Here is a 10,573-nt window from a genome sequence, read left to right on the forward strand (position 1 = left end):
CTTCCGGGATGATCACGGAACCCTTTTCCGGGGCAACGAAGGCGGCCTTCGGAGCTTTGGTCTTCAGGGTGCCTTCCTGGCCCGGGAGGCCCTTGAACTTCTGCCAGTCACCGGTGATCTTGAGGATCGCGGCAACCTGCTCGGACGGCTGTGCGCCGACGCCGAGCCAGTACTGGGCACGGTCCGTGTCGACCTCGATGTATGAGGGCTCTTCGGTGGGGTGGTACTTGCCGATTTCTTCGATGGCACGGCCGTCACGCTTGGAGCGTGCGTCCATGACGACGATGCGGTAGTACGGGGCGCGCATCTTGCCAAAGCGCTTAAGGCGAATCTTTACGGCCACTTTTGTGGTCACTCCTGTTTCAGAAAGGGGGTGAACCGACGTTCTGCACCCGTGGGGCGGGCCATACTTGAGGGTTCGAAGGACAGGATCCGGACGCGGAGAGAGGGGCCACGCAGATCGAGTACCTGTTTATTGTGCCAGATCAGCGTCCGGATTTCGACTTGACACGTACCGGGGAGGCAGGCGCCGGCACTCTAGGACGACCAGACGTACAGTCCGTTGCGGTCCGCATCATCTATTCCGCTGGCCAGCTCAGCGAGTTGCCGGACATGGTTGCGGGCCTCCGCCACGCCGAACGGCATGTCGTCCTGGGCCGCCCACTGTTCAGCGACGTCGTCCAGGACATTGCCTTCACCCTCGGTCTCGTAGGTGAGCAGGTCCGCCAGCGCCCGCACCATGGCCGGTGGTACCCCGAGAAGGGAGTCACTGGCAACGTCGACCATTGCCAGTTCGTAGTCGGCGCCGCCGGCGTGGACCGCAGCGCCGGCCAAGTCACCCAACTGCTCGATTTCGAAGTCGCTGACACCTGGAATCCGCAGGGCAGGACCCACCGGCGACCCTCCGGCATCAAGGACCTGGGCGCGCTTGAGCGCGGCGTCGTGGGTGGCAACAAAGATTTCAGTGAAGCCCATGGGAACAGCCCTCATTCCGTCGACGGTGCGGCACTGTGTCGGGCAGCGTTAAGGTGCCGCCCCGGCCGTTCGGATTCAGCCTAGTACATGGCCGGCCACACTCAGGGCCGGTCCTGAACTCAGCGCACGGCGACGCGGATGCTGTTGCGCCAGGGGTCCTCGAAGCGCAGTTCAGCTCCCGTGTGGTGAGAGGCAACACCCGCGACCTTCAAACGGTCGGCGAGCGCTCCGACGTCGTCCCCTGACGGCACTTCGATCAGCACCTCACCCAACCCCAGGGTGTCCTTGCGGGGCCCCGCTCCGCGGCTGTTCCACACGTTCATGGCCATGTGGTGGTGGTACCGGCCGGCAGAGACAAACAGTGCCTGCCCGTGCCAGCCCGCGGTCTTTTCGAAACCAAGCGTTTCCACATAGAACTGGTGGGCAGAGTGGATATCGCCCACTTGGAGGTGGATATGGCCGACGCCGGCCCCGGCACCCTGCTGGCTTTCCAGGGACTCCTGGGTCAGATGCTGCTCAAGATAGCGCTGCGGCGGAAGGGCAAGGCTGTCCATGACCACATCGGTGCCCTCCCAGGACCAGTTTTCCCGGGGACGGTCCCAGTAGAGTTCGATGCCGTTGCCTTCAGGGTCATTGAAGTAGAAAGCTTCGCTGACCAGGTGGTCGGCACTGCCGGTGAAGGACCGCGGTTCATACTGGGCGGTGGTTGCCACGGTGGCGGCCAGCGCGGCGCGGGTCTCGAAGAGAAGCGCAGTGTGGAAGAGCCCCGCCTCGCCCCTGCCGGGAAGATTCAATGAGGGGGCAGCCGCAAGGTGGACCAGGGGCCGCTGCAGCCGGCCCAGGTAGACACCGCCGTCCTGCTCGGCGACGACCTCCAGCCCAAGGGCGCGCTGGTAGTAGTCCGTCATCAGCTTCATGTCGCCCACCTTGAGCATCACGGTGCCCATGGTGAGATCGGCAGGAAGGAGATCCTGGCTGGTTGCTTCTGCAGTCATTGAAAACTCCCGGGTCCCGTGGTCTTCGGGTTCGAAGGCCGTCATAATGCCAATTTACTTGAAGCTTCAATTTAATTCAAGAGGCGCTGCTTTTTCCCTATCGACGATTCAGCCGGGGAAGCCCCTGCTGTGGTAGCTTCTTCTACGACCACACGGGGGCCCACGCATGGGCTGAGATCAGGCTGACGCTGCCTGCGACCGTTGAACCTGTCCGGGTAATGCCGGCGAAGGAAGTGAGTATCCCTTGAGCACCACCGAAACACAGCACAGCCCTGTCCACGCCGAGGCAATCACCAATACCGAGTCACTGAAGTCCCATTCCCTGGCGTACCTCGAGGATCCTGACAACGGCATCCGGGTCCCCGTCACCGAGATCGCTCTGGAGCCCTCCCCCAACGGCGAAGCCAACGCCCCTGTGCAGTTGTACCGCACCGCGGGCCCCGGCAGCGATCCCGTCGTCGGCCTGGAGCCCTTCCGCTCCTCGTGGATTGAGGGGCGGAGTGACACGGAGCCCTATTCCGGCAGAAAGCGGAACCTGCTCGACGACGGCCGCTCGGCCGTCCGCCGGGGTGCTGCTTCCTCGGAGTGGAAAGGACCGCGGCCGGTGCCCCGCCGCGCCGTCGAAGGCAGGACGGTGACCCAGATGCACTACGCCAGGCAGGGCATCATCACTCCTGAGATGAGGTTTGTTGCATTGCGGGAGAACTGCGATGTGGAGCTGGTGCGGAGCGAGGTGGCGGCAGGACGTGCCATCATCCCCAGCAATATCAACCACCCCGAATCCGAGCCGATGATCATTGGCAAGGCTTTCCTCGTGAAAATCAATGCCAACATCGGCAACTCGGCCGTGACAAGTTCCATCGCGGCCGAGGTGGACAAGCTGCAGTGGGCCACCCGGTGGGGTGCGGACACGGTGATGGACCTGTCCACCGGAGAGGACATCCACACAACCCGCGAGTGGATCATCCGCAACGCACCTGTGCCGATCGGTACCGTACCCATCTACCAGGCCCTGGAGAAGGTCAACGGCGAAGCCAACGCACTGACCTGGGAAATCTTCCGGGACACCGTCATAGAGCAGTGCGAACAAGGCGTGGACTATATGACCATCCACGCCGGCGTGCTGCTGCGTTATGTTCCGTTGACGGCCAACAGGGTAACCGGCATCGTGTCCCGCGGCGGCTCGATCATGGCCGGTTGGTGCCTGGCGCACCATCAGGAGAACTTCCTCTACACCCACTTCGACGAGCTCTGCTCAATCTTCGCGAAGTACGACGTCGCGTTCTCCCTGGGAGATGGCCTGCGGCCGGGAGCCACGGCGGACGCCAACGACGCCGCTCAGTTTGCCGAGCTGGACACGCTGGCCGAGCTCACCCAGCGCGCGTGGGAGTTCGATGTACAGGTCATGGTGGAGGGTCCCGGCCATGTGCCCTTCCATCTGGTACGGGAGAACGTGGAGCGGCAGCAGCTACTGTGCAAAGGCGCCCCGTTCTACACCCTCGGCCCCCTGGTGACTGATGTTGCCCCCGGCTATGACCACATCACCTCTGCCATCGGGGCCACCGAGATCGCCCGCTACGGCACGGCGATGCTCTGTTACGTCACGCCGAAGGAGCATCTGGGCCTCCCCAACAAGGATGACGTCAAGACCGGCGTGATCACCTACAAGATCGCCGCGCACGCGGCGGATCTTGCCAAGGGCCACCCCGGTGCCCATGAGCGGGATGATGCCCTGTCCAAGGCGCGGTTCGAGTTCCGCTGGCGCGACCAGTTCGCGTTGTCCCTGGATCCGGTGACGGCCGAGGCGTTCCACGACGAAACCCTGCCCGCTGAGGCCGCCAAGACAGCGCATTTCTGCTCCATGTGCGGGCCGAAGTTCTGTTCGATGAGGATCAGCCAGGACATCCGGGACGAGTACGGTTCAGCCGATTCGCAGGCCGCGATTGCCGACGCCTATAGGGGCATGCGGGAAAAGAGCGCGGAGTTCATGGCCTCCGGCGGCAAGGTCTACCTGCCGGAACTGCAGTTACCGGATGCCGGCGGCGAAAAGAATTCAGGAAGCCTGAACTGACGCTGACCTGCTGACTTCGGCGATGAATGACCGGATGGCCCGGTCGCCTTCCGCCGAATCCTGGGGCCGGTGCCCACCCGCGCTGATGCGGTGCAGGGCACCGGTTTCCTGCAGGTAGCCGGCGATTTCCTCGTAGAGCGGTTCCCAGCCTCCGGTCAGGACCATGGTGGGGACCCCCGGAACGATGTGCAACGGCGCTTCCCACGACGGCGCCTGCAACCGGAGCCGGCGCGCTGACTTTTTTTCCTCCGGCGTGGCGGGCTCCAGAAGATCCGTTGCAAACATCCTGCGGACGAATTCGCGCTGGAAGTCCTCATCGCCCAGCTGGTGCCGTACCTCAAAAAGCGGGCGCATCAGCGCCACGTGGGCAGAGGTGGCGGGCAGTTCAGCGGTCAGCGAGAGGCATGCCGGCTCCACCAGTGTCAGGGAAAAAACGAGGTCGGGGCGCTGGACGGCCGCCATCATGGCGGCAATGGCGCCCTGGGCGTGCGCAACGACGTGGCCGCCGGAGCCTCCGCGGCCGTCATCCGCCAACGAGCGCAGGATGATGGCCGTGTCCTCGGTGAAGGAGGATTCGAGCGGATCGGCGAGGGCGTCGAAGCCGTGGCGCCGCAGGAACAGTGCATCGTAGGCAAGCGCCATTCCGTGCTGCCGCGGCCACGCCGCCGCCCCGAAGGGCCCGGCGCCGTGCACGAACACTACCCTCTGCTTGAACATGACCCAACCCTATTCGACGGCGCCGACATCCGTTCGACACGGCACCCCATGCCGTTCCGAGCCCCGAAGCCGTACCGGGACACAGGGGCCCCGTGGCTATTTGCCGAGGAACTTATCGAATCCCTTGGGCAGGTTCAGCTGCGAGGGATCGAAGTCGCCGGACTGCTGGCCGAACGCTGCACCCGTGGGAAGCGCCTTCGCGGCGCCCGCCCGGCGGGCTTCGGCGTCCTTGAGCTCCTGGGCCGCCTTGGCCGGGTTGCCCGAACGCGCCTTCTTCTTGGGGGCGTTCTTGCCACCTTTGCGTGCCCCGCCCGGACCAGCCATGCCGGGCATCCCCGGCATCCCGGGCATGCCCCCGCCCTGGGCCATCTTCTTCATCATCTTCTGGGCCTGGGCGAAACGCTCCAGCAGGCCGTTTACCTCGGACACGTGGACGCCCGAACCGCGGGCAATGCGTGCCCGGCGGGAGCCGTTGATGATCTTCGGTGCAACGCGTTCGTGGGGCGTCATGGACCGGACAATGGCCTCGACGCGGTCGATCTCGCGCTCGTCGAACTGCTCGAGCTGCTGGCGGATGTTCTGGGCACCCGGCATCATCATGAGCATCTTCTTCATGGAGCCCATGTTGCGGATCTGCTGCATCTGGGAGAGGAAGTCGTCCAGGGTGAAGTCTTCCTGGTCGGCGAACTTCTTCGCCATCCGGGCAGCTTCGTCCTTGTCCCAGTTCTTCTCCGCCTGCTCGATCAGGGTCAGGACGTCGCCCATGTCCAGGATGCGTGAAGCCATCCGGTCCGGGTGGAAGAGCTCGAAATCGTCAACACCTTCGCCGGTGGACGCGAACATGACCGGCTTGCCGGTGACCGACGCGACTGAGAGCGCGGCACCGCCGCGGGCGTCGCCGTCGAGCTTTGACAGTACGATGCCGGTGAAGTTGACGCCCTCATCGAAGGCCATGGCCGTGTTGACGGCGTCCTGGCCGATCATGGCATCAATGACAAAGAGCACTTCGTTGGGAACGATGGCGCGGCGGATCTCGCGCGCCTGCTCCATCATCTCGGTATCAACACCAAGCCGCCCGGCCGTGTCCACGATGACGAAGTCGTGCAGCTTCTGCCGGGCTTCCTCGACGCCGGCGCGGGCGACGGCGACAGGGTCACCGGCGGGGTGTTCCAGTTCGGAGGTTGCGCCCGGGTGCGGGGCAAAGACCGGAACGCCGGCACGCTTGCCGACCACCTGGAGCTGGGTGACAGCGTTGGGGCGCTGGAGGTCGCACGCCACCAGGATGGGGCTGTGGCCCTGGGACTTCAGCCACTTGGAAAGCTTTCCCGCGAGCGTCGTTTTACCTGCACCCTGGAGGCCGGCGAGCATGATGATGGTGGGGCCGGTCTTGGCCATACGGATCCGGCGCGTCTCGCCGCCGAGGATTTCCACCAGTTCCTCGTTCACGATCTTCACGATCTGCTGGCTCGGGTTCAGCGCCCCCGAAACCTCTGCACCGAGGGCACGTTCACGCACACGGGCCGTGAACTCGCGCACCACGGGCACGGCAACGTCGGCGTCCAAAAGGGCGCGGCGGATCTCCCGGACGGTGGCATCGACATCGGCCTCGGTGAGGCGGCCCTTGCCACGGAGATTCTTGAAGGTTGCTGTCAACCGGTCAGAGAGTGAATTGAACACGCGCCGCGCACTTCTTTCAGTGGAGTTACAGGTGGGACTCGACTATCTAGGGTACCAAGACGGGCCTGCATGATGGCATGCTGTCGTAGGTGACGAGCCAAACGAGTGTAAAAACCCTGCTCATCCTCGGTGCCTCCGGGGATCTGACCGGGCGGCTGCTGCTGCCCGGCCTTGCCCGGCTGGTAGCCAAGGGACGCGCCGAAGGGCTCAAGCTGGTGGGCGCGGGCTCCGATGACTGGCCCGCCGAAAAGTGGCGGGCCAGGGTCCATGAGGCCTTCGCCGAGGCCGCAGTGACCGCGGACGCGGCAGGAAAGAAGGCCCTGAAAGGCTTGGCAAAGGCGACCGAATACCATCAGTTGGATGTGACGGCCGAGGGGGCCTTGGCGTCGTTGCTGGCTGAACTGGATGGGCCCACAGCGGTCTATTTTGCCCTCCCGCCCCACGTCAGCCAGCTCGCCTGCGAATCGCTGCGGCCCGAACAGGTGCCTGCCGGCACGCGGTTGGTGATGGAGAAGCCCTTCGGTTCCAGCGAGGCATCAGCCCGTTCGCTCAACCAGACGCTTGTTGCCCTGGTTCCCGAGGACCACATCCACCGCGTGGACCACTTCCTGGGCAAGGCCACCGTGCTGAACATCCTGGGCCTGCGGTTCGCCAACAACTTCCTGGAGCCGGTCTGGAACCGCGAGCACGTGGAAAAGGTGGAGATCATCTTTGATGAGGACCTGGCGCTGGAGGGACGTGCCAGGTATTACGACAATGCCGGCGCGCTGCGGGACATGATCCAGAGCCACCTGCTGGAAATCATGGCGCTGGTGGCTATCGAGCCGCTGGCCACCATCGGCGAGCGGGACCTCCGCGACGCCATTGCCACGGTTCTGCGTGCCAGCCGCATCAGCGCGCCCTACGCAAAATCGACGCGCCGGGCCGTTTACACGGCAGGTACGATCGCCGGTCGGAAAGTCCCCGACTATACAAAGGAAACAGGGGTGGATGCAGCCAAGGGCACGGAGACCCTGGCTGAGGTCCGGGTGGAAATCGACAACTGGCGCTGGAAGGGCGTTCCCTTCATCCTGCGCTCGGGCAAGGCCCTGGGGGTTAAGCGCAAGGAGGCCGTGGTCACCTTCCGGCCGGTCCCCCACCTTCCGGCGGGCTTCACCGGCGTGGACTCCCCCAACCAGCTGCGGATCGGTTTCGGTCCGGACACGCTTCAGTTCGACGTCGATGTGAACGGCCCCGGGAGCATCTTCAGCCTGAGCCGGATCACCCTGAATTCCGAGCTGAGCGCTTCGGAGCTGTTGCCCTACGGCGAAGTGCTCGAAGGGGTCCTGAACGGTGATCCCCTGCTGTCGGTACGCGGTGACACCGCGGAAGACTGCTGGCGGATCATTGAGCCGGTACTGAAGGCCTGGCAGCGCGGCACTGTTCCGCTGGAAGAGTACGACGCCGGCTCCGCGGGTCCAGCCGCATGGACAGGTCCCGGAGGGGGCCCCTTGGGGTCGGGCCCCGGGCCGGCGGATTAGCTTTCTTTAGTTACTGAAACAGAGAAAGGCGGGAAGGGAACCTTCGAGGTTCCCTGCCCGCCTTTCTGCCCTGCTGTGGAGCCAGGTGGCGTCCGCGGTGCTAGATCGCTGCTACGCCGCGTTCTCCGGTGCGGACCCTGACTGCCTCGTGGACATCCACGGTCCAGACCTTGCCGTCGCCGGCCCGCCCCGTGTTGGAGCTGGCGATGATGACGTCCAGGATGTCGTCGGCCTGCTCGTCAGTGGCGAGCACCTCGACCCGGATCTTGGGCAGCAGGTCCACGTTGTATTCGGCTCCCCGGTAGACCTCTGTGTACCCGCGCTGGCGGCCGTAGCCGCTTGCTGCGCTGACCGTCAGCCCCTGGACGCCGTACGCCTCCAGGCCCTCCCGGATGGATTCGAGCTTCTCCGGCCGGACGATTGCTGTGATCAGTTTCATGCCTCTACGCTTTCCTTGCCTGTTGCGGCCTCTGACTTCTTGGCTTCGCCGGAAGTACCCTTGCCGGTGATCAGTTCGTGCAGCGGCTGGAAGCTTCCGCCGTGGCCGCCCACTCCGAACTCGTAGGCCGTTTCTGCGTGCAGGCTGAGGTCAACACCAACCACTTCCTGTTCCTGGGAGACCCGGAAGCCCATGGTCTTGTGGATGGCGAAGGCGATGATCGCCGTCAGGATCGCCGAGTAGGCAATGGCGATGCCGGCAGCTGCGAGCTGGGCCCAAAGCTGTGCTGCTCCGCCGCCGTAGAAGAGGCCGCCGCCGACACCGTCGGTGGGCAGTGCGATGAAGCCCAGTGCAACGGTGCCGATAATGCCCGAGACCAGGTGCACGCCCACCACGTCCAGCGAGTCATCGAAGCCCCAGCGGAACTTGAGGCCGACGGCCAGGGCCGAGGCAATACCGGCGATCAGGCCGAGGCCAAGGGCGCCCACCGGGCTGACGTTGGCGCAGGCAGGGGTGATGGCAACGAGGCCTGCAACCACACCGGATGCGGCACCCAGGGAGGTGGGGTGGCCGTCGCGGATCCGTTCAGTGATAAGCCAGCCGAGCATGGCAGCGGCCGGTGCGGCGAGGGTGTTGACCCAGATGAGGCCGCCCTGCTCTGCAGTGGTGGCTGCTCCGCCATTGAAACCGAACCAGCCGAACCAGAGGATGGCCGCGCCCAGCATGACGAACGGGATGTTGTGGGGCCGGTGGTTCGGGTCCTTGCCGAAGCCCTTGCGGTTGCCGATGATCAGGACCAGAACCAGTGCTGCAACACCTGCGTTGATGTGGACCACGGTGCCGCCGGCGAAGTCGATGGCCGGGCCGAGGGCCTGCCCGATCGCGCCTTCGGGACCGAAGAGGCCGCCGCCCCAGACCATGTAGGCAAGCGGGCAGTAGACCAGTGTGACCCAGACCGGGACGAAGACTGACCAGGCGCCGAACTTGGCGCGGTCAGCGATCGCACCGCTGATCAGTGCCACGGTGATGATGGCGAAGGTGGCGGCGTAGCCCACCTTGATGAGGCCGTCAGGAGTGGAGATTCCTTCCAGGCCGAATGTGGCGAAGGGGCTGCCGACGATCTGCAGGAAACCTTCCCCGGAGCTCATTGAGGCACCCCAGAGTACCCACACCACACCGACCATGCCGATGGAAATGAAGCTCATCATCATCATGTTCAGTGCAGCCTTGGCGCGCGTCATGCCGCCGTAAAAAAATGCCAGACCCGGTGTCATGAACAGCACGAGTGCTGCCGATACCATGAGCCATACGTGACCTGCGGTAAGTTCCATGGTGCACGTCCTCCCTATGATCGATTCTGCGGACCAGTCCGCCTGCCAACGCCTTTTGCGTCCTGCATCGAGTTTGTCGCTGCCGTGTTTCGCCCGCGGAGGATTTAGATTGCGGGTTTGTTACAACAACCTCAATGAAGTAAATGGTGCATATCTGGCTTGTTACGGTTATGTTTCATCGTTGCCGCCGAAGCCCGGCCGCTGATTTTGCAAGGAACGCACCCTTATGCCACCACCATCCCGCGTGAGCCGCGTCACAACACGGATCCTGGCGGTTATTCGTCCCGAGCGGGGGCGCCTTCCCCGGGACATCAAGGTGATGTTGGCTGCAGCGTTCCTCATTGCCCTAGGATTCGGTCTCGTTGCGCCCGTGTTGCCGCAATTCGCAACAACCTTTGATGTGGGAGCCACCGCTGCTGCCGTGATTGTGAGCATCTTCGCCTTCATGCGCCTGGTGTTCGCCCCGGCAGGCGGCGCCCTGATCGGACGGCTGGGCGAGCGGCCCGTTTACGTAGCCGGGCTCCTCATCGTGGCCGCGTCGACCGCGGCGTGCGCTTTCGCCCAGGACTACTGGCAGCTGCTGGTCTTCCGGGGTCTGGGCGGGGTGGGTTCGGTGATGTTCACGGTGGCATCCATGGCGCTTGTGGTCAGGCTGGCACCGCCCGAAAGCCGGGGCAGGGTTTCGGGCGCATATGCGTCAGCATTTCTGATAGGCAACGTCTGTGGACCGATTGTGGGCGGGCTGCTGGCCGGCTTCGGGCTGCGGGTTCCGTTCCTGGGCTACGCGGCAGCCCTGGTCCTGGCTGCCAGCCGATTTCACCGCCAGGGGTGCGTGGCTGAGCTGGGTC

Annotated in this window: 10 protein-coding genes and 1 riboswitch; of the genes, 3 read left to right on the top strand and 7 right to left on the bottom strand. The window is 64.5% G+C overall.

Translation table 11 applies throughout. The features are described 5' to 3' along the window. From rpsP to DBR22_RS07130, 3 genes are all read right to left on the bottom strand, one after another. The coding region (gene rpsP, locus DBR22_RS07120) for a 30S ribosomal protein S16 (RefSeq protein ID WP_108598427.1) at window positions 1–343 on the bottom strand (343 nt) is incomplete at its 3' end. Between the two features lie 194 nt (window positions 344–537). Beyond that, window positions 538–975, bottom strand: a complete 438-nt coding sequence (locus DBR22_RS07125; protein WP_181365074.1) for a hypothetical protein — start codon at window positions 973–975, stop codon at window positions 538–540. A 119-nt stretch (window positions 976–1,094) separates the two neighbouring features. Then, on the bottom strand, window positions 1,095–1,970 hold the full coding sequence (locus DBR22_RS07130) for a VOC family protein (protein ID WP_108598435.1): 876 nt from the start codon (window positions 1,968–1,970) through the stop codon (window positions 1,095–1,097). A gap of 142 nt (window positions 1,971–2,112) precedes the next feature. After that, window positions 2,113–2,220: riboswitch (TPP riboswitch) on the top strand. On the opposite strand from DBR22_RS07130, the gene thiC reads away from it, so the two are divergent. After that, window positions 2,215–4,041, top strand: coding sequence for a phosphomethylpyrimidine synthase ThiC (thiC, locus tag DBR22_RS07135; RefSeq protein ID WP_108598429.1), 1,827 nt, complete (start codon window positions 2,215–2,217; stop codon window positions 4,039–4,041). It overlaps the preceding riboswitch by 6 nt. On the opposite strand, the gene DBR22_RS07140 is transcribed toward thiC, so the two are convergent. Then, window positions 4,024–4,758, bottom strand: coding sequence for an alpha/beta fold hydrolase (locus DBR22_RS07140; protein WP_108598430.1), 735 nt, complete (start codon window positions 4,756–4,758; stop codon window positions 4,024–4,026). The genes thiC and DBR22_RS07140 overlap by 18 nt on opposite strands. A gap of 96 nt (window positions 4,759–4,854) precedes the next feature. After that, window positions 4,855–6,435: a signal recognition particle protein gene (ffh, locus tag DBR22_RS07145; protein ID WP_108598431.1), complete on the bottom strand. Its 1,581-nt coding sequence runs from the start codon at window positions 6,433–6,435 to the stop codon at window positions 4,855–4,857. A gap of 89 nt (window positions 6,436–6,524) precedes the next feature. Here ffh and DBR22_RS07150 point away from each other — a divergent pair, with 89 nt between their 5' ends. Further along, on the top strand, window positions 6,525–7,955 hold the full coding sequence (locus DBR22_RS07150; protein ID WP_108598432.1) for a glucose-6-phosphate dehydrogenase: 1,431 nt from the start codon (window positions 6,525–6,527) through the stop codon (window positions 7,953–7,955). Between the two features lie 100 nt (window positions 7,956–8,055). Here the strand turns inward: DBR22_RS07150 and DBR22_RS07155 are convergent, their stop codons facing one another. Further along, on the bottom strand, window positions 8,056–8,394 hold the full coding sequence (locus DBR22_RS07155; protein ID WP_108598433.1) for a P-II family nitrogen regulator: 339 nt from the start codon (window positions 8,392–8,394) through the stop codon (window positions 8,056–8,058). Next, window positions 8,391–9,725, bottom strand: coding sequence for an ammonium transporter (locus DBR22_RS07160; protein ID WP_108598434.1), 1,335 nt, complete (start codon window positions 9,723–9,725; stop codon window positions 8,391–8,393). Before DBR22_RS07160 ends, DBR22_RS07155 begins: the two co-directional genes overlap by 4 nt. 226 nt (window positions 9,726–9,951) lie before the next feature. Here DBR22_RS07160 and DBR22_RS07165 point away from each other — a divergent pair. Continuing rightward, on the top strand, window positions 9,952–10,573 hold a 622-nt coding region (locus tag DBR22_RS07165; RefSeq protein WP_146187418.1), incomplete at its 3' end, for an MFS transporter.

It is taken from the genome of Arthrobacter sp. HMWF013 (assembly GCF_003061105.1).
Lineage (GTDB): Bacteria > Actinomycetota > Actinomycetes > Actinomycetales > Micrococcaceae > Arthrobacter.